Annotated in this window: 17 protein-coding genes; 5 read left to right on the top strand and 12 right to left on the bottom strand. The window is 66.3% G+C overall.

From position 1 onward, the window contains the following. Positions 1–35: 35 nt before the first annotated feature. The 5 genes from K410_RS0134295 to K410_RS0134275 all read right to left on the bottom strand — a co-directional run bounded on the left by K410_RS0134295 (position 36) and on the right by K410_RS0134275 (position 7,102). On the bottom strand, positions 36–818 hold the full coding sequence (locus K410_RS0134295) for a DUF4167 domain-containing protein (protein ID WP_028139059.1): 783 nt from the start codon (positions 816–818) through the stop codon (positions 36–38). Positions 819–1,281: 463 nt separating this feature from the next. Beyond that, positions 1,282–2,163 carry a peptide chain release factor N(5)-glutamine methyltransferase gene (gene prmC / locus K410_RS0134290; protein ID WP_028139058.1) on the bottom strand — a complete coding sequence of 294 codons (882 nt, stop codon included), beginning with the start codon at positions 2,161–2,163 and terminating at the stop codon, positions 1,282–1,284. Positions 2,164–2,166: 3 nt separating this feature from the next. Next, positions 2,167–3,252, bottom strand: a complete 1,086-nt coding sequence (prfA, locus tag K410_RS0134285; protein ID WP_028139057.1) for a peptide chain release factor 1 — start codon at positions 3,250–3,252, stop codon at positions 2,167–2,169. Positions 3,253–3,309: 57 nt separating this feature from the next. Continuing rightward, the gene (gene ptsP, locus K410_RS0134280) at positions 3,310–5,577 is read right to left on the bottom strand and encodes a phosphoenolpyruvate--protein phosphotransferase (protein ID WP_028139056.1); all 2,268 of its coding nucleotides are present in this window, start codon (positions 5,575–5,577) and stop codon (positions 3,310–3,312) included. A 268-nt stretch (positions 5,578–5,845) separates the two neighbouring features. After that, entirely contained in the window at positions 5,846–7,102 is a 1,257-nt protein-coding gene (locus K410_RS0134275) for an aspartate kinase (protein ID WP_028139055.1), read from the bottom strand. Positions 7,103–7,251: 149 nt separating this feature from the next. Between K410_RS0134275 and K410_RS0134270 the strand changes: the two genes are divergently transcribed. The 3 genes from K410_RS0134270 to K410_RS0134260 all read left to right on the top strand — a co-directional run bounded on the left by K410_RS0134270 (position 7,252) and on the right by K410_RS0134260 (position 9,515). Next, complete coding sequence (locus tag K410_RS0134270) at positions 7,252–7,719, top strand: PH domain-containing protein (protein WP_028139054.1); 468 nt, start codon at positions 7,252–7,254, stop codon at positions 7,717–7,719. Positions 7,720–7,733: 14 nt separating this feature from the next. After that, positions 7,734–8,501, top strand: a complete 768-nt coding sequence (ubiG, locus tag K410_RS0134265; protein WP_028139053.1) for a bifunctional 2-polyprenyl-6-hydroxyphenol methylase/3-demethylubiquinol 3-O-methyltransferase UbiG — start codon at positions 7,734–7,736, stop codon at positions 8,499–8,501. Positions 8,502–8,615: 114 nt separating this feature from the next. Next, entirely contained in the window at positions 8,616–9,515 is a 900-nt protein-coding gene (locus K410_RS0134260; RefSeq protein WP_028139052.1) for an EamA family transporter, read from the top strand. Here the strand turns inward: K410_RS0134260 and K410_RS0134255 are convergent. Genes K410_RS0134255 through K410_RS0134240 form a run of 4 tightly spaced genes read right to left on the bottom strand, consistent with a single transcriptional unit; the run spans position 9,512 to position 11,986 of the window. After that, positions 9,512–9,994: a DUF1178 family protein gene (locus tag K410_RS0134255; RefSeq protein WP_028139051.1), complete on the bottom strand. Its 483-nt coding sequence runs from the start codon at positions 9,992–9,994 to the stop codon at positions 9,512–9,514. The two genes, K410_RS0134260 and K410_RS0134255, sit on opposite strands and share 4 nt — an antisense overlap. Then, positions 9,991–10,869 (bottom strand): carbon-nitrogen hydrolase family protein, encoded by an 879-nt coding sequence (locus K410_RS0134250; RefSeq protein ID WP_028139050.1) that lies wholly within the window; start codon positions 10,867–10,869, stop codon positions 9,991–9,993. The genes K410_RS0134255 and K410_RS0134250 overlap by 4 nt, the downstream gene beginning before the upstream one ends. Then, on the bottom strand, positions 10,866–11,141 hold the full coding sequence (gene grxC, locus K410_RS0134245; RefSeq protein ID WP_028139049.1) for a glutaredoxin 3: 276 nt from the start codon (positions 11,139–11,141) through the stop codon (positions 10,866–10,868). The genes K410_RS0134250 and grxC overlap by 4 nt, the downstream gene beginning before the upstream one ends. Positions 11,142–11,188: 47 nt before the next feature. Further along, positions 11,189–11,986, bottom strand: a complete 798-nt coding sequence (locus tag K410_RS0134240) for a ComF family protein (protein ID WP_028139048.1) — start codon at positions 11,984–11,986, stop codon at positions 11,189–11,191. 190 nt (positions 11,987–12,176) lie between these two features. Here K410_RS0134240 and K410_RS0134235 point away from each other — a divergent pair, with 190 nt between their 5' ends. Further along, the gene (locus K410_RS0134235) at positions 12,177–13,055 is read left to right on the top strand and encodes a methyltransferase domain-containing protein (protein WP_196236090.1); all 879 of its coding nucleotides are present in this window, start codon (positions 12,177–12,179) and stop codon (positions 13,053–13,055) included. 133 nt (positions 13,056–13,188) lie between these two features. Here the strand turns inward: K410_RS0134235 and K410_RS0134230 are convergent, their stop codons facing one another. Next, positions 13,189–13,599, bottom strand: a complete 411-nt coding sequence (locus tag K410_RS0134230) for a (deoxy)nucleoside triphosphate pyrophosphohydrolase (protein WP_028139046.1) — start codon at positions 13,597–13,599, stop codon at positions 13,189–13,191. Positions 13,600–13,738: 139 nt separating this feature from the next. Here K410_RS0134230 and K410_RS0134225 point away from each other — a divergent pair, with 139 nt between their 5' ends. Next, entirely contained in the window at positions 13,739–15,091 is a 1,353-nt protein-coding gene (locus tag K410_RS0134225) for a TadE/TadG family type IV pilus assembly protein (RefSeq protein WP_028139045.1), read from the top strand. A gap of 27 nt (positions 15,092–15,118) precedes the next feature. Here K410_RS0134225 and argJ read toward each other — a convergent pair whose 3' ends face one another. Continuing rightward, positions 15,119–16,378: a bifunctional glutamate N-acetyltransferase/amino-acid acetyltransferase ArgJ gene (gene argJ, locus K410_RS0134220; protein ID WP_028139044.1), complete on the bottom strand. Its 1,260-nt coding sequence runs from the start codon at positions 16,376–16,378 to the stop codon at positions 15,119–15,121. 102 nt (positions 16,379–16,480) lie between these two features. Next, positions 16,481–17,407, bottom strand: coding sequence for a peptidylprolyl isomerase (locus K410_RS0134215; RefSeq protein ID WP_028139043.1), 927 nt, complete (start codon positions 17,405–17,407; stop codon positions 16,481–16,483). Between the last annotated feature and the right edge of the window lie 196 nt (positions 17,408–17,603).

Here is a 17,603-nt window from a genome sequence, read left to right as displayed (position 1 = left end):
CCGGGACGAGTTCGGATCAGAACAGCAGAAAAAGCTTACTCGCCGGGCGCGAGATCGTCGCTCGAGGCGGCTGGCGCTGCCTCGCGCTCGGGGCGCGGGCCATGGGGCCGGCGCCGACGGCGCGGAAACCGCTCGCCACCGCCGCCACCCTCGAAGCCGGGCTGGCCGCCATTTGCGCCGACATTCACCTGCGGCTGCGGGCCGGTGATGAAGGACGGCAGGCGATCGACGCCGCCGGCGTCGGCGATGACGGGCTGCGGCTGGTTCGCCGGCAGCGGCTGCGGCTGATATTGCGGCTGCGGACGATGATCGCGCTCGCGGTGCTCGCGCGGCTGGTGGTCGCGCTGATAGGGCTGCTGCTGGTTGTCGCGTGGCTGATGATCACGCTGGTGATGTTCGCGCTGGCCGTCGCGGTCGCGTGCGAAAGGCTGCTGCGGCGGCTGCGGGACGAAGCCCGGCTCCTGGCCGAAATTAGAGAAATTCTCGCCGTCGTCTTCGTCGTCGCCGCTGGGACTGCTGATGGGCTCGTCACCGCGCGGCTGCTGATTCTGGCGGAATTGCTCCTGCGCCGCCGCGATCAAGCGGAAATAATGCTCGGCATGCTGGTAGTAGTTCTCCGCCGCAACGGGGTCGCCGGAGGAGCGGGCGTCGCGCGCAAGCTGGAGATACTTTTCGGCGATGTGAGAGGCCGTGCCGCGGATCTTGATGTCGGGTCCGTTGGACTCGTAGACCCGGGTCATCGGGTTCTGGCTGCGCCGATTGTTGTTGTTATTGTTGTTGCGGTTGCGCATCCGCTGCTTGTTCTGACCGTTTCTCATGTCCTGCCTTTAATTCCAGCCCTAAAGGTTGCACGCATTACTGATTGCTAGGAGTGACCTGATGACAGCGGTTTCACGTCGCACGCGCGCACCGCGCGCAAGAGCGGATCCAACCCTGCCGATGTTCGTCGACCGTCGCGTTCAACAAGGACGCGTTCCCCACCCGCCAGCATTGATCGCCAGCGAATCCATTCATTTTGCCTGCCGAAACAAGCCCAGCGGTGTTGCGTAAGTCTTCAAGCGCAATATCAGGCTTTCGTTCACGTTGCGGTCGGAGAGCAGCGCAGCTCCACTGGCTATCGCGCTTCACAGGACCTGCGGCTTGGAACCTATAATCAGTAAAGCTCTCGCCCGAGAGCCCGGCTTTCACCCGCAAGTCTACGGGGCCGGCACCGATGTGTTGATCGGAACGTAGTCGTTCCCAAGGGATATTCCAAGAGCTTTTTGCAAGCCAATCCGGCTTTTATGGGGGCATTTTTCGGGCCGAAACGGCCCGCGGAATGCCCGCCAGGTCGGCCTTGGGTGGCCTGTCCATCGTTAACCCCGCTGCCGCCATCAGGGTTTCAATGTTTCCCGCCTGGCCCCGGCCGGCCTCGACGATCAGCACCCCGCCGGGGGCGAGGCGCTCGCTCGCCTGCGGGATCAGGGCGCGGTAGGCGTCGTAGCCGTCGTTGCCGCCGTCGAGCGCCAGATGCGGATCGTGCTCGCGCACCTCGACGCTCAAGGTCGGAATTTCGGCCGAGGGGATATAGGGCGGGTTCGACACGATGAGGTCGAACGGGCCGCGGAGCGCTGCCGCATAGGAGCAGGCGACGAAAGCGGCGCGGCCGCCGAGGCCGAGAGCGACGGCATTGTCGCGCGCCGTGCTGAGCGCGGTCAGGCTGATATCGGTGCCGATGCCGAACGCATCGGGAATTTCGTGCAACAACGCGAGCAGGATCGCGCCCGATCCGGTGCCGATGTCGGCGATGCGAACAGGCGCTGCGGCTTTCCGCTCGCGAAGGATCTCGAGCGCAAGCTCGACCACGGTCTCGGTATCGGGGCGTGGGACCAGGGTTGCTTCCGACAGGCGAAACGGCAGGCCCCAGAATTCACGTGTGCCGAGAATGCGCGCCACCGGCTCGCCGGCGATGCGCCGCCGTGCATGCTGGGTGAGCCGCGAGGCCTCGGCTTCGGTGAGCGGCCGGGCTGCCTGTGCAATCAGGCCGGTCAGATCGAGGCCGAGGACCGCGCCGACCAGGATACGGGCGTCGAGCTCGGCCTCCTCGACCTCCGCCGATCTCAGCTGTCCGGCCAGCGCGCGCCGCGCGCTCTCGATGGATTGTCCGGCGAGGGGATTACTCACGCGTCACGCCGCCGCGCCTTGTGCAGCGAGCTGCGCGGCCTGGTGCTCGGTGGTCAGCGCGTCGATCAACTCGCCGAGCGCTTCGCCCGCGATCACCTGCGGCAGCTTGTAGAGCGTCAGATTGATGCGGTGGTCGGTGACGCGTCCTTGCGGAAAATTGTAGGTGCGGATGCGCTCGGAGCGGTCGCCGGAGCCGACCTTCTCCTTGCGTTCGGCCGAGCGCGCGGCGTCGACGCGCTGCCGCTCGGCGTCGTAGATGCGCGAGCGCAGAATATTCATGGCGGAGGCGCGGTTCTTGTGCTGCGAGCGGCTGTCCTGCATCATCACCACGATGCCGGTCGGGATGTGGGTGATGCGGATCGCCGATTCGGTCTTGTTGACGTGCTGGCCGCCGGCGCCTTGCGCGCGCATCGTCTCGATGCGCAGATCGTCGTTCTTGATGTCGACGTCGACGTCCTCGACCTCCGGCAGCACGGCGACCGTGGCCGCGGAGGTATGGATGCGACCCTGCGTCTCGGTGTCGGGCACGCGCTGGACACGATGCACGCCGGATTCGAACTTCAGCTTGGAGAAGGCGCCGCGGCCCTGCACCTCCGCGATGATTTCCTTGTAGCCGCCGACGGTGCCTTCGCTGGCCGAGATCACCTCGACCTTCCAGCCCTGCAGGGCAGCGAAGCGTTCGTACATCCGGAACAGGTCGCCGGCAAACAGCGAGGCCTCGTCGCCGCCGGTGCCGGCGCGGATTTCCAGCACCACGTTGCGGTCGTCCATGGCGTCCTTGGGCAGCAGCGCGACGCGGATCTTCTGGACCAGCTCCTCGATCTTCGGCGCCAGCTCGTCGCGTTCGGCTTCCGCCATGGCCCGCATCTCGGCATCGGTCGCGGGATCGGCGATCAGCGTCTCGGTGTCGGCGAGCTCCTTGACGGCGGAACGATAGGCCTTCACCGCTTCGATCAGCGGTGTGATCTCGGCGAGCTCGCGCGTGATCTGCACGTAGCGCTCGGAAGCCAGCTGCCCCAGCGATTCGGCCTCGAGCGAGGCATGATGGGCAAGCAGCACGTCCAGTTTGGCTTCGGGCAGTGACGACATCGGTTCAGTCTCAAATGGCAGGAAGAGGCGAGGCGGCAGGGAGCGGCGACAGGCCCGCTACAAGGCCAGGCCTTCGGCCTCGGCAAATTCCGTCAGCTTCTGCCGGATCGAGACGCTGCCGGCCGGCGCGTCAAGCAGCGGGCCGAGCATGGCTTCGGCCTTCTTCGCGTCGACATCGAGCACCATGGCCTTGACCGGGCCGAGTGCGGTCGCCGACAGCGACAGCGAGCGGTAGCCGAGCGCAATCAGCGCCAGCGCGCCGATCGGCTTCGACGCCATCTCGCCGCAGAGCGAGAGCGACTTCTTCGCGGCATGGCATTTGTGCGCGATCTGGCGCAGCGCGCGCAGGATCGGCGCCGACATGGTGTCGAAGCGTTCGGAGACCTTGGCATTGCCGCGATCGACCGCGAACAGGAACTGGAACAGATCGTTGGAGCCGACCGAGATGAAGTCGACTTTCCGCAGGAGCTCGTCGAGCTGATAGAGCAGGGCGGGCACCTCGACCATGGTGCCGATGTCGATTCTTTCAGGCAGCGTGTGGCCGTGCTGGCGCAAGTAAGTGAGTTCGCGCTCGACCAGCGCCTTGGCCGCGTCGAATTCGGCGACCTCCGAGATCATCGGGAACATGATGCGCAGCGCGCGGCCGCCGCCGGCGCGCAGCAGCGCGCGGATCTGGCCGCGCAACAGGCCGGGGCGGTCGAGCCCGAGCCTTATCGCGCGCCAGCCGAGCGCGGGATTCTCCTCGATCACCGCTTCCATATAGGGCAGCGCCTTGTCACCGCCGATGTCGAGGGTGCGGAAGGTGACGGGCTTGGGGCCTGCGGCATCCAGCACGGTGCGATATAGTGCCAGCTGGTCGCTGGTGCGCGGCAGGCTCTGGCCCACCATGAATTGCAGCTCGGTGCGGAATAGGCCGATGCCGGCGCTGCCGGTGTCCTCGATATGCGGCAGGTCGATGGCGAGCCCCGCGTTGATCATCAGCTCGACCTTCTGGCCGTCCTTGGTGACGCAGGGCCGGTCGCGCAGCGCCAGGTATTGCGCTTGGCGGCGCGCGCGGAAGCGCACGCGCTCGGCGAAGGCCGCTTCGACCTCCTGAGATGGACGCACATAGATCGAGCCGGAGGTGCCGTCGACGATGATGGCGTCGCCGGGATCGGCGATGCCGGGCGCGTTCGGCACTTCGCCGACCGCGGGGATGCCGAGCGCGCGCGCCACGATCGAGACGTGGGAATTGGCGGTGCCTTCCTCCAGCACGATGCCGCGCAGGCGCTTGCGGTCGTAGTCGAGCAGCGCCGCCGGGCCCATCGCGCGCGCGATGACGATGGCGTTGTCGGGCAGCTGCTCGCGTGAGGGCGCGTGGTCCTGGCCGACCAGCTGCCGCATCAGGCGGTAGCCGAGATCTTCCAGATCATGCAGGCGGTCGCGCAAGTAGGGATCGGTCGAGCGCAGCATGCGCGCGCGGGTGTCGGATTGCACGCGCTCGACCGCGGCTTCCGCGGTGAGGCCGGTGGCGACCGCCTCGTGCAGCTTGTGCGACCAGCCCTGGTCGTTGGCGAACATGCGGTAGGCTTCCAGCACCTCGCGATGCTCGCCGCCCTCGGCGACGTCGCCGCGCTCCAGCATGCGGTCGAGATCGGCGCGCAGCTTGGCGAGCGCGGTGTCGAGCCGCTTGATCTCCTTCGGCAGGTCCTCGGCGATGTAGTCCTTGATGACGACGCGCGGCTCGTGCAGCACGACGTGGCCGAGCGCGATGCCCTCGGAGAGGATCGCGCCGACCTTCTGCGCGGAATGGCGCGCCGCCGGCTCCTGGCCCGGCTGCGCCAGCGCGGAGAGCTCGCCGGAGGCGATCAGCTCCGCCAGCACCATCGCGGTGGTCTGCAGCGCCTCGAGCTCTTCCTCGACATAATTGCGCTTGGCGCGGTTCTGCACCACCAGCACGCCAAGCGTGTTGCCGGCCCGCAGGATCGGCACGCCGAGGAAGGAATGGTAGATCTCTTCGCCGGTCTCGGGGCGGAACGAGAAGGCCGGGTGGCTCTGCGCATCGCTCAAGTTGAGCGGAGTCGCCTCGCTGGCGACGAGGCCGACCAGGCCCTCATGGGCGCTCAGCACGGTGTGGTGGACCGCCTCGCGGTTGAGGCCTTCGGTGGCGTAGAGCTCCAGCGTGTTGTCGATGCGCAGCACATAGACCGAGCACACCTCGGCCACCATGTTGGCGGCGATCAGCACCACGATCTTGTCCAGCCGCTCCTGGGCCGAGACCTGCTCCGCCATGGTTTCGCGGAGCCGTCTCAACAAGACGCGGGGACCTCCCGACGCGCTCCGCATGAACCGTCAATCTCCTCCGTCTGCCGGGGCCGAAAGGGGCCGCGGCTGCTCGCCCAGTATCCAGAAAAACAACAAGTTTGCTCGTCCGGCGCCGGCTCAGGCGGTTGCCTCAGCCGAATCAGCACCGCCTGAACTGGGGCACAGTTTCCGGCAGCCCACCCTGTTCGCCGTATAGCGAATTGGGGCTTGTTTTGCCAAGCAAAACGCCTGCCAAACGCGAAAGTGTGGACACCTGCGCGTTTGCTGCGACCGCTAAGAGAAAATTCGTCTAGGCTTGGTCGAGACCGTAGAGCGTGTGCAGCGTGCGCACCGCCAGCTCGGTATAGGCGGCGTCGATCAACACCGAGAACTTGATCTCGGAGGTTGTAATGGCCCGGATGTTGATATTCCGCCCTGCGAGGGCCGAGAACGCCTGGGCGGCGACCCCGGCGTGGCTGCGCATGCCGCTGCCGATCACCGAGATCTTGGCGACGTCGGTGGCGGTATCGAGCCGCGCATAACCGATCTTGCCCTTGGCGGCGGTAATCGTGTCCTTGGCGCGGGTATAATCTGCCGCCGGCACCGTGAAGGTGAGGTCGGTGGTCTTGCCGTCCTCGGAGACGTTCTGCACGATCATGTCGACGTTGATGTTGGCATCCGCCAGCGGGCCGAAGATCGAGGCCGCAACGCCCGGCTTGTCCTCGATCTGGCGCACCGAGATCTGGGCCTCGTCCTTGGAGAAGGCGATACCGGTGACGACGTGGCTTTCCATGATCTCCTCCTCGCTGCAGATCAGCGTGCCGGGCGGCTGGTTGGCATGCGGGTCGATATCCTCGGGCTTGTCGAAGCTCGAGCGGACGAAGATCGGCATGTTGTGGACCATGCCGAGTTCCACCGAGCGGACCTGGAGCACCTTGGCGCCCTGGGAGGCCAGTTCCAGCATGTCTTCGAACGCGATCTTGTCGAGCCTCTTGGCCTTCGGCACGATTCGCGGGTCGGTGGTGTAGACGCCGTCGACGTCGGTGTAGATGTCGCAGCGGTCGGCCTTGACGGCGGCGGCGACCGCCACGGCCGAGGTGTCCGAGCCGCCGCGGCCGAGCGTGGTGATGCGACCCGTCTTGGGCTCGATGCCCTGGAAGCCGGCGATGACCGCGACCTCCTTGCGCTCCCTAAAGCGCTTGATGATCTCGCTGCCGTCGATGTCCTCGATCCGGGCCGAGGCATGGGCGTCGCTGGTCTTGATCGGGATCTGCCAGCCCTGCCAGGAACGGGCCTGGATGCCCATGCCCTGAAGCACGATGGCAAGGAGGCCCGAGGTGACCTGCTCGCCCGAGGCGACGACGGCGTCGTATTCGCGCGCATCGTGCATCGGCGAGGCCTCGGTGCACCAGGCCACCAGCTCGTTGGTCTTGCCGGACATCGCCGAGACGACCACGGCCACCTCGTGGCCGGCGTCGACCTCACGCTTCACATGGCGTGCGACGTTGCGGATACGTTCGATGTTGGCGACGGATGTGCCGCCGAATTTCATCACGAGGCGGCTCATGACGACGCGTGCATTCCTTCATAAGGATCAGTATGGTGGCCCGCACTGGACGGGCCTGGCGGACACCGACCGCGCGTATACAGAGGGGCGGGGCCGGGGGCAAGCGGGTTCCTGCTCCGGCCAATCCGGGCAATGGGTTAATCGAGGTCATGGCGCGCTATATCGACGAGATCCTGCAGCCGGGCGAGCGGGTGCTGTATTCGACCAATGCGCACTGGATCTTCTATCTTCCGGCCATCCTGGCCTGGATCGTGGCCCTGGCGCTGTTCGTGTTGTCTCGGCAAACCATTGTCGAGGGGCTCATCCTGCTCTGTCTCGTCGCGTCCGGCCTGGTGGCGCTGGCCGCGCTGTACTGGACCGTGAAGGGCTGGTTCCACCGCTTCACCACCGAGACCGACGTCACCAATCTCCGGGTCGTGCACAAGACCGGCTTCATCAAGCGCCGCACCTTCGAAATGGCGCTGGACAAGGTCGAGAGCGTCGACGTCGACCAGACCATCCTTGGACGTATTCTCAACTACGGCGACGTGACGATTCGCGGCGTCGGCGAGGGCATCGAGACGATCAGGACCATCGCTTCGCCGCTCGCCTTCCGTAGTTCGATCACCACGCGGTAGGACCGCGCGCAACCATGAGCATGCAGCAAAATATTTCCGTCTCCGCCCAGCCGGGCTCGACCGTCGACGCCGCCGAGATCGCCAAATTCTCAAAGCTCTCGGCGGAGTGGTGGGACCCCAATGGCAAGATGGCGCCGCTGCACCGGATCAACCCGCTGCGGCTCGGCTATATCCGCGATGCCGCCTGCCGCAAGTTCGAACGCAATGTGCGCAGCCTCAATTGCCTCGCCGGCCTGCGCGTGCTCGACATCGGTTGCGGCGCCGGCCTGTTGTGCGAGCCGCTGTCGCGCCTCGGTGCGCAGGTCATCGGCGTCGATCCCTCCCAGAGCAACATCGCCGCGGCGAAGCTGCATGCCGACAAGGGCCATCTTGCCATCGACTACCGCTGCACCACGGTCGAGGAGATCGACCCGCGCGAGCGCTTCGACATCGTGCTGGCGATGGAAGTGGTCGAGCACGTCGTCGATGTCGGCGTCTTCCTGAAGCGCTGCGCGGCAATGCTGAAGCCGAACGGCCTCATGGTGGTCTCGACGCTGAACCGCAACTGGAAGAGCTTCGCACTCGCCATCGTCGGCGCCGAATACGTCCTGCGCTGGCTGCCGCGCGGCACCCACGAATGGAACAAGTTCGTCACCCCGGACGAGCTGACGAAATATCTGCTCGACAACCGTCTCGTCATCACCGAGCAGACCGGCGTGGTCTACTCACCCTTCGCCGACAAATGGTCGCTCTCGTCGGACATGGACGTCAACTACATGGTGGTGGCGGAAGCGATGGTGTGAGTGAGCTGCGCGCCGCTTGTGGCGTGAGCATCGCTCCCATGACGTCGCCGCGGTTGACCGCATGGGCGACAGCTTGCAGGTTGGCAGAACCGTCCCTGCATTAGCCCCACACCCATGCTCACCGTCGCCAGCCTCTGGATTCCCTTCACCATCGTCGCGGCGCTGGGCCAAGTCGCCCGCAATGCGATGCAGCGGTCGCTGACCAAGCCGCTGGGGACCTGGGGCGCGACCAATATCCGCTTCCTGTTCGGCTTTCCGTTCTCGGTGCTGTTTCTGGGCGTGGTTCTGGTTGCGACCGGCGACCGTCTCGGCATGCCGCCGACTGTATTCTGGCCGTGGCTGCTGCTGGGGGCGCTCAGCCAGATCGTCGCCACCGGCCTGATGCTGCTCGCGATGAACGACCGCTCCTTCGTGGTGACGACGGCCTACCTCAAGACCGAGGCGATCCAGACCGCGATGTTCGGCTTCGTCTTTCTCGGCGATCACCTGACCTGGCTGAAGGTGCTGGCGATCGTGATCGCGACGATCGGTGTCGTCATCACGGCGCTGCGGCCAGGCGGCGAGAAGGGCTTTGCGGAATTGAAGCCGACCATCACCGGCCTTGTCGCCGCTGCGGCCTTCGCGCTCTCCGCGGTCGGGTTTCGCGGCGCCATCATCAACGTGCCCGATGTCTCCTTCGTGACCGCGGCGTCGGTCACGCTGGTGCTCGGCCTGTTCGTGCAGACGCTGATCCTGACGATCTATCTGCTCTGGCGCGCGCCGGACGTGCTGCGGGGAATCCTCAACTTATGGCGGCCCTCGATGCTGGCGGGCTTCACGGGCGCCTTCGCCTCGCAATTCTGGTTCCTGGCGTTCGCGCTGACGGCCGCCGCCAATGTCCGCACGCTCGCTCTGATCGAGGTGCTGTTCGCGCAAGCCGTGGCGTATTATTCGTTCAAGCAGGCGATCGCGCCGCGCGAAATGTTTGGCATCGCGCTGATCGTGATCGGCGTGGCGGTGCTGGTGGGAGCCTAGTTCCGGTCTTCCGGCAGCGCCGGCAGCGGCGAGACCTCGATGCCCTCGTCGATCAGCGATTTCGCCTCCTCCGGCGAGGCCTCGCCGTAGATCGGGCGGTGCTCCTTGTCGCCGTAATGCATCGCGCGGGCTTCGTTGGCGAAGCGCTCGCCGACATTGTCGGCATTCTTGACGATGTGATCGCGCAGCTCCTTCAGCTTGGCGCGCAGCTCTTTCTCCTGCGCCATCAGCAGCGAGGTCGGACCTGACGGCGCGGCTTCGGGCGCGGCCGCAGCAATTGCTTCCGGCGGCGGCGTCGCACGCCCGCGGCCCTTCTTGCCGACGATGCGCGGGGCCATGATCGCCTTCTCGACCTTGGCCGAGCCGCAGATCGGGCAGGTCACGAGCTTGCGCTTGACCTGCTGGTCATAGGCCGACGAACTCTGGAACCAGCTCTCGAAGTCATGGTCCCGGTCGCAGCGGAGCGCGTAGCGGATCATGCCGATCCCCGTACGAGGTGCAGATGGTCCGGCCCCGCCTTGGGGTCGGACACGCCGAAACGGCGGCCATGCTGGAGCGAGGGAATCGCGCGGCGCGCGGTCTCGACCTTGGCCGGATCGATCTCGGCCATGATGATGCCGGGCTCGACGTCGCCCTCGGCGAGGATCTCGCCCCAGGGATCGATGATCAGCGAATGGCCATAGGTCTCGCGCTTGTTCTCGTGCAGGCCCGCCTGGGCCGCCGCGAAGACGAAGCAGCCGGTCTCGATCGCGCGCGCACGCAGCAAGACATGCCAATGCGCTTCGCCGGTCTTGCGGGTGAAGGCCGAGGGCACGGTGATGAAATACGCGCCGCTCTCGGCCAGCGCGCGATAAAGCGCGGGGAAGCGCACGTCGTAGCAGATCGTGAGGCCCACCCGGCCCCAGGGCAGGTCGGAGATCACCGCGGTCTCGCCCGGCTGGTAATTGGCGGATTCGCGGTAGCTCTCGCCGTCCGGCAGCTCGATGTCGAACATGTGGATCTTGTCGTAGCTCGCGAGCACATTGCCCTCGGGCCCGATCAGGAAGGAGCGGTTGACCGCCTTCTCCGGCGAAAAGCGCAGCGCCAGCGAGCCGACATGGAGATGGATCTTCAGCTCCTTGGCGAGCGCCCGGTAGGCCTTCAGCGAGGTGTCGTCCTCCTCACTCTGCAGCTGCTCGAACAGCGCCTTGCGGTTCAGCTGCATCATGTTGCTGACCTCGGGCGTCTGCACGTAGTCGGCGCCGTTGGCTGCCGCCTGCCGGATCAGCCTGGTGGCCTGTTCGAGGCTCGGCCCCGGCATCAGGCCGGTGCGCATCTGCACCATCGCGGCGGTGAACGTGCGGTTCTCGCTCATGAGCTGGCCTTCACGCCTTCGAGCATGCCGTCGAGCTTGCCTTCGCGGTCGAGCGCATAGAGGTCGTCGCAGCCGCCGACATGGGTGCCGCCGATCCAGATCTGCGGAAAGGTCGAGCCCTGGCCGGCGCGGTCGTACATCTCGGCCCGCCAGGAGGGGTTCTTGGCGACGTCGAACTCGGTGAAGGCCGCCTTCTTGCGGGTCAGCAGCGACTTGGCGGCGGAACAATAGCCGCAGCCCGGCCTGGTGTAGATCTCGACAGCAGCGTTCATCTCGTCTGGCGCTCTCATGTCATGAATTCATTGAATTATATGGGAGTTTACCTGAGCTCCACAACCCGGGCGAAGACCAGCACGTCGACCTGGGCGGCCTTGGCTCGCAGCAGGGCCCGCGCGCAGGCATCCAGCGTTGCGCCCGAGGTCAGGACATCGTCGATCAGGACAATGCGGCGGCCCTGGACTTCAGCCTGACGGTCGGAAGATACCTGGAATGCGCCCTGCACATTGGTGGCGCGCTGGGCCCGCGACAGGCCGATCTGCTGCTCGGTCGCGCGCACCCGGCGCAGCACCTCGCCCTGCACCTTCACCCCGCTCTGCCGCGCGATGATGCGCGCCAGCGCCCCGGACTGGTTGTAGCGGCGGCGCCAGGCCCGCCGCCAGTGCAGGGGCACCGGCACCAGCATGTCCGCGCCGGCCAGCAGTTCGCCACCCGCCCGCGCCATCCAGCGACCCATGGCGGGCGCCAGATCGGTGCGGTCCTGATACTTCAGCGCATGCACCAGCGTGCGCGCGACGTCGTCATAGCGCACCGCCGCGCGGGCGCGCTGGTAGGCCGGCGGGCTCGCGATCGCCTCCATCGACAGCATGTCGGGGCCGGGGTCGTAGACGAAGGGGATGCCGAGCCGCGGGCAATAGGGCCGTTCAATGAACGACAGCCGCGCCCAGCACGAGGCGCAAACGCCCTCGCCGTCGACCGGCTCGCGGCAGGACACGCACAGCGTCGGCAGCGCGATGTCGAGCGCGAGCCGAGCTGCCCGCGACAGCACATGGCGGCCGGCCGTCCACGCGGCACGCAACGGTGCGGAGATGGAACGGGTGGGGGCGGCGTCGGTGTCCATGCGGGGAGGCTAGCGTTGCCCCCCGGATTGCTCAAGTCATGGTCTCGTGCCCCGGACGCAGCGCAGCGCCTCCGGCGATGCGCTGCAGAGCCGGGGCCCAGCGAGCCGCGCGCACAGATCCATGGGTCCCGGCTCTGCGCAGCAGCGCTGCACGCTGCAGCGCGTCCGGGACACGAGAGAGGAGATTGCAATGTCCAGCACGATCGGCGTAACCAGCGGCATGGCTCCGACCCCTCAGATCCCGCCCGCTTTGTTCGATCGCGCGCTGCTGCATGCGCGGCAGCGGCGTGCGCAGGCGCAGGGGGCCGTGAGCTTCCTGCTCGATCGCGTGGCCGAGGACATGTCGGACCGGCTGGCTGCGGTGATGCGGGAATTTCACGCGCCAGCCGATCTCTGGACGCCCGGCGAGGGGCTTGCGGATTTGCACGCGCGCCTGCCCTCGCTCCGGCACATCGCGCTCGACGCCGCCGGCGCGGAGAAGCTGCCGATCGCTCCGGAAAGCCTCGACCTCGTCGTCTCGGCACTGGCGCTGCAATTCGTCAACGACCTGCCGGGCGTGCTCGCGCAGGTCCGCCGCGCGCTGAAGCCGGACGGGCTGCTGCTCGCCGCCATGATCGGCGGCGACAGCCTCACCGAGTTGCGGCAGGCGTTTGCCGCCGCCGAGGCCGAATGCGAGGGCGGCGTGTCGCCGCGCGTGGCGCCGTTCGCCGATCTGCGCGACATCGGCGCGCTGCTGCAGCGCGCGGGCTTTGCACTGCCGGTCACCGACGTCGATCGCGTCGTGGTGCGTTACGCCAATGCGTTCGCCCTGATGCAGGATCTCCGCCGCATGGGCGCGGCCAACGTGCTGATCGAGCGGCGGCGCTCGCCGTCGCGGCGCGCGACGCTGCTGCGGATGGCCGAAATCTACGCCGAGCGGTTTGCCGATGCCGACGGCCGCATCCGGGCGACGTTCGACATCATCTGGCTGTCCGGCTGGGCCCCGCATGCGAGCCAGCAGCAGCCGCTGAAGCCGGGATCGGCGAAGGCGAGTCTCGCGGAGGCGGTGAAGAAGGCGGGGAAAGAGTGACGCGTGTCCCGGACGCGCTGCAGCGTTCTTACGCTGCCGCGCAGAGCCGGGACCCAGCTCTGCGGCATCTCTGGGCCCCGGACGCAGCGCATCGCTGAAGAAGCGCTGCGCTGCGTCCAGGGCACGCCGCGCGTCACATCAGCAAGTCAATCAGATGCGGGATCAGCGGAATGTCCGCAGGCGGCATCGGATAATCGCGCAGTTTGTTGGCGCGGACCCAGGCCAGGGCCTGGCCCTCGCGCGCCGTCACCATCCCTTCCCAGCGCCGGCAGATGTAGAGCGGCATCAGCAGGTGGAAGCTCTCATAGGCGTAGCTCGCGAAGGTCAGCGGCGCGAGGCACGGCTCGGCGACGACGATGCCGAGCTCCTCGGAGAGCTCGCGGATCAGGCTCTGCTCCGGCCGCTCGCCCGGCTCACACTTGCCGCCGGGAAATTCCCAGAGGCCGGCCAGCGCCTTGCCCGCAGGGCGTTGCGCGATCAGGACGCGCTTGTCGGCGTCCACGAGTGCGCAGGCCACCACCAATGTCAGTTTGAGATCGGCCATGCCGGAATGTCGCTCGCTGAGGTCGTTCGCAAGGATTCGTTAATCCCGTTGAGAGGGCCACGTGTCTGGCTCCCATAAGTCATATTTAATCAAGGGTTCCTAGAGTGGGAACATATTTAAACCATTCCAGGCCCAATTCATGCGCGCTGTGCTTCGCACCACTCTCCGCCGATTCCGACGCGATCGGCGCGGCAATATCGCGGTGATCTTCGCACTCGCCTGCGTCCCCCTGATCACGGCGGTTGGCTGCGCGGTCGATTATTCCCGCGCCACGCAGATGCAGGCCAAGCTTCAAGCCGCCGCCGACGCGGCCAGCGTCGGTGCGGTCGCCAAGGCATCGCCGGCCTTCAAGGCGGCGGGCACGATGAACTCGGACGGTGCGATCCCGGCGGGCGTCACCGACGCGAGGAACATCTTCAATGCCAACGTCGCCAATCTGACCGGCTATACGCTCGATAGCGTGACGCCGAAAGTGGTCAAGAACGGCTCGACGGTCACCTCGTCCGTCACGTTCAAAGGCACCATCAACACCATGTTCCTCGGCGTGATCGGCAAGTCCGCGTTGAGCGTCACCGGTTCGTCGACGGCGACGGCGAGCATGCCGCTCTATGTCGATTTCTACCTCTTGCTGGACAATTCGCCGTCGATGGGCGTGGCGGCGACGCCGGCCGATGTGACCAAGCTGGTCAACGCGACCACCGGCAGCAGCTTCAAGCCCGACGACCAGTGTGCCTTCGCCTGCCACGACTACAATGATTCCAACAATTACTACAATCTGGCCAAGAGCATTGGCGTGACCACGCGAATCGACGTGCTGCGCAGCGCGACGCAATCGCTGATGGACACGGCTGCCGCGAGCCAGACCTATCCGAACCAGTTCCGCATGGCGATCTACGATTTCGGCGCGGCATCCAAGACGATCGGCTTGCGTGCGCTGTTCCCGTTGTCCTCGAATCTGTCGAGCGCGAAGACGGCGGCCGGCAACATCGACCTGATGGGCGTCTACGGTAACAACGACACCTATACCAAGGATCAGGACACCCCGTTCAGCACCATCCTGCCCGCGATCGACAAGGAAATTCCCAATCCCGGAAGCGGCAAATCCAACGCGCCCCTGAAGTATCTTTTTTTCGTCTCCGACGGTGTCGCCGACGAAAGCAATACGGGCTGCCTGAAGCCGCTTTCGGGCTCGTCGCGGTGCCAATCGCCGATCAACGCCTCGCTCTGCAAGACGATGAAGGACCGGGGCGTCAAGGTGGCCGTGCTCTACACGACCTATCTCGCGCTGCCCACCAACGGCTGGTACATGAAGTGGATCGATCCGTTCAATGCCGGCCCCTATGGCCCGTCGCCGAACAGCGAGATCGCGCAGAACATGCAGAGCTGCGCTTCGCCAGGGCTGTTTTTCGAGGTGAGCCCGACCCAGGGCATCTCGGACGCGATGAACGCGCTGTTCAAGAAAGCGGTCGCGGATGCCCGGATCTCCGGGTGATGCAGTTTTGCGGGTCAGCCGCGGAGCCTACGACCTGTAGTCCCCGTTGATCGCCACATACTCCTTGGTGAGGTCGCAAGTCAGCACGCGGTCGCGGCCCTTGCCGAGGCCGAGCGAGACCAGAATCGTGATCTCCGGCACCTTCATCGCCTCCGACACCTGCGCTTCGTCATAAGACGGATCGCGCGCGCCGTTCTTGGCGACGCGGATGCCGTTGAACGAGATCGAGAGCTTGTCGCGGTCGGCCGGCTCGCCGGCCTTGCCGACCGCCATCACCACGCGGCCCCAATTGGCGTCCTCGCCCGCGATCGCGGTCTTCACCAGCGGCGAGTTGGCGATCGACATCGCGATCCTGCGCGCCGAGGCCTTGGTCTTGGCGCCCTCGACAATGATCTCGACCAGCTTGCGCGCGCCTTCGCCGTCGCGGGCGACCTGCTCGGCGAGGTTGGCGAGCACTTGGTTGAAGGCCTTGACGAAGGCTTTCAGGCGCGGATCGCTGGCGCGGCTGATCTTTGGTGCGCCGTGCGCGGCGGCAGCGCCGGTGGCGAAGGCCAGCAGCGTGTCCGAGGTCGAAGTGTCGCCGTCGATCGTCACCGCGTTGAAGGTGTTTTCGACGCCGGCCTTGAGCAGCGCCTGCAACGCCGCCGGCGCGATCGGCGCGTCGGTGAAGATGAAGGACAGCATCGTCGCCATGTCGGGGGCGATCATGCCGGCGCCCTTGGCCATGCCGTTGATGGTGACCTTGGCTTTGCCGAGCTTGACGGTCGCGGTCGCGACTTTCGGGAAAGTGTCGGTGGTCATGATCGCCTTGGCCGCGGCGAGATAGTCGCCGGGCTCCGCGGTCTCGGCCAGCCGGCCGAGCACGCCGTCGAACTTGGTCGCATCCAGCGGCTCGCCGATCACGCCGGTCGAGGCCAGGAAGATCTCGCCCTCGCTGCAGCCGACCGCCTTGGCCGCGATCCTGGCGGTGAGCGCGGTGGAGGCGCGGCCGGTCTTTCCGGTGAAGGCATTGGCATTGCCGGAATTGACCACGAGCGCGCGCGCCAATCCTTTTTTAGAAGATCCGCCGCCCTTCAGCTTGGCGCGGCACCATTCCACCGGCGCGGAGGGGCATTTCGATTTGGTGAAGACGCCGGCGACCGCGGTGCCCTTGTCCATCACCGCCAGCAGCACATCGGTGCGGTTCTTGTAACGGATGCCGGCCTCGGCGGTCGCCAGGCGGACGCCAGCGATCACGGGCATATCGGGGACGGTCTTCGGGGCGAGCGGGGAAACGGAGGAGGACATCGCGGGGCGCCTTGGTGGGGTCTGGACATGCAGATGGCCGGGGGATCCCCGGCCATTGCGATGCTTAGATACTCTCGGCGTCCGCGAAGTGACAGCGAATTCTTACTTCTTCGCGGGCGGCGCCATCTTGCTGTCGGACGGCTTGGCCGGGTCGGCCGGTTTGGCGTCCGACTTGGCGCCCGCCGCCGGCTGGTCCAGCCGCTCGACCTTGGCTTCGGTGCGGAGCTTGGCGACATACTCGGCCTGGGCCTTGCGGGTCACATATTGCTCGATCTGCGCCTTGACCTGCTCGAAGTCCGGCGCCTTGCGGTTGCGCTTTTCCTCGACCTTGATGATGTGCCAGCCGAACTGCGACTTGACGGGGTCGGAGACCTTGCCCGGCTCCAGCGCGAAGGCGACGGTGGAGAATTCCGGCACCATCTGCTCCTTGGTGAAGAAGCCGAGGTCGCCGCCATCGGCCGAGCCCGGATCCTTGGACTTCTTCTTGGCCAGCTCGGCGAAATCGGCGCCCTTGTCGAGCTCGGCCTTGACCGCCTTGGCCTCGTCCTCGGTCTCGACCAGAATGTGGCGGGCGCGCACCTCCTGCTCGCCGGTGATCTGCTTGGAGGCCTCCTCGTAGACCTTCTTCATGGCGTCGGGGGTGGTGGCGGCCTTGCCCTCATTGGCGAGCAGGCTGTCCATCAAAAGCCGGTTGCGGGCGAATGCCAGGCGCTTCTTGAACTCCTCGCTGTCGGCGACCTTCTTGTCCTCGGCAGCCTTGCTGACGATCTTCATGTCGATCAGGAACGACAGGACGTTCTCGTCCTTGGTCGCGGGGTCCATCTGGGCGAGGCTCGGCCCGAGCTCCTCCTCGGCCATGGCGACGTCGCTCTTCCTGATTTCCGCGCCATTGACCTTTGCCAGCACCGGATCGTCGGCGGCCCGGAGCGGGCCCGCGAACGCCAGCGACAGCGCCAGGGCAAGGCTGCCAGCCAGGGCTGTCGCAAGGCGGAAACGCTGGCCGGTGGTTACCGGGAACGAGCTGGTCATGGAAAATCCTTATGTTGAAGCAGGGGGGCTGCTCGAGCGGGGCGGACACTCGCCCAATTCAGGGGGGCTTGGCAACGCGAAAAGTCTGTCAAAATGATGAATTAGCCGCAATGCGCCCGCCGTTGACAAGGCCCCGACCGGGCCATATCTCTGCCCGGTCGCGACCATGGCGATGGCGTTTATTTTGCTGCGTTTT

This window comes from Bradyrhizobium sp. 22 (assembly GCF_000482425.1).
Lineage (GTDB): Bacteria > Pseudomonadota > Alphaproteobacteria > Rhizobiales > Xanthobacteraceae > Bradyrhizobium > Bradyrhizobium japonicum_B.
This window is presented reverse-complemented; position numbering and strand designations above follow the sequence as displayed.